Genomic DNA, 1625 nt, shown 5'->3' with positions numbered 1-1625 from the left:
TTGGACTCCTGCATATTCATACCGACGCGCCGAATGGCCTCGGAGTCAATCTACAGGGATCCGTCCGGTATTGATAGAAAGAGGGAGCAAATGGCAAAACCCCAAAAATCAAAACGGTTGAAAGAGGTTGCAGAGGATTTGAAAACTTCGGAGCCGCAATTCTATTCTTCTGCGGAGGACTGGAACTATCTCCACACCACTCGTGGCGAAACATCCAAAAAGATGTCGGCTCCCCTTCTGTTGGGGTTATTTATTGTCCTGTCCCCATTCCTTTCAGCCCATGGTTTGGGAAATTGGGAAATAAAAGGTTTACAACCAGACTCAAATAATGTGACTTCAAGCGTAAGCGGGCTTGAATCACATGCAGGGGTCACAGGAAATGAGACCGTGCTCATTGGAGATGATAAGGGGCGTCGGTCACATGTAAGCCCGCCCGTGTCGGATAGTAAAAATCAATATTGTTCAAAGCATGAAAGACCTCAGTCGGGGGTGAGTGTCGAGCCGGATGCTGATGGTGTACGAAACTATTTAAGAGTAAGCGAAGGTAATAAGACAGCATTCAATGTGAAACTTAATCGAGATCCTTTACACCTCGCACCGGTCAAGGTCACACTGTTGATAAAACCTGACAAACATTCAACAGTACTCGAATTGAATTCTTATGAACTTACCTTCACAAGCGCGAATTGGAATACGGATCAAGAGGTGGACGTGACGGCAAAAAATAATGACTTGGTAGATGATAACTTAGTTAACTACCTAGAAAGGCGAGTCATCAGTTTCTCGCTGGACGGCGGGCAAACTTGTATTGATGGTGTTCAAGTCCGGGTTCAAGTTTATGACGACGATAGGAGAACGGGTAAAATATATACTAGGACATCCACCAAAAGTAATCGTCAAATAAACCCTTTGGTAGAAGGAACTACAGAGAAAATCTTTATCAATCTTGATAAGCCCCCAGGGCAGACAGTTAAGGTGGAAGTCACCGGACACTCGGGGACAGCCCTGACAGTGGATACGGATCCTAATACGGCTGGGAATCAGTCAGTACTAACATTTGACAAATCAGACTATGATTTTAGATATAAGGAGATCACGGTATCATTACCGGACAATAATGTCCTAAATGATTACACCCATGTAGAACTAACCTTGAAGCCTTCTTCGTGGTATGGCAACCAAGCACCTATGACGGTCTTTCTGGAAGACGATGAAAAGGGGACAATCGTATTTACGGATGAGAATGGGGATCCGATTACTTCAATGAAAATAGACGAGGGGCAGAATCCTTATCCCGAGTATAACGTGGAACTTGGTTTCATGCCCAGCGGGCCGGTTAAGGTGGAAATTGATGCCTCGAAACATCCACACCAGAATCTTAGCGTAGAGCCATCAACGCTGAATTTCACGTATTCAGACTGGAACGTTTCGAGGTCGGTGAAGATCATGTCAACAGACGATTTCAATGGGATTTCTGAAGTTGGGAATTTGATTCACGAGGCAAGTGATGGAGGGTATGACGATGTAGAAGCTTCCCTGGAAGTAGAGGTCACCGATCAGGATCCGCCACAGGCTGCGTTCGCCTCGGATCCTACCATCGTTGATGAAGACGACGCCGGTCCGCA

Source organism: Rhodothermaceae bacterium, from assembly GCA_009838195.1.
In the GTDB taxonomy this organism is placed as follows: domain Bacteria; phylum Bacteroidota; class Rhodothermia; order Rhodothermales; family Bin80; genus Bin80.
This window is presented reverse-complemented; position numbering follows the sequence as displayed.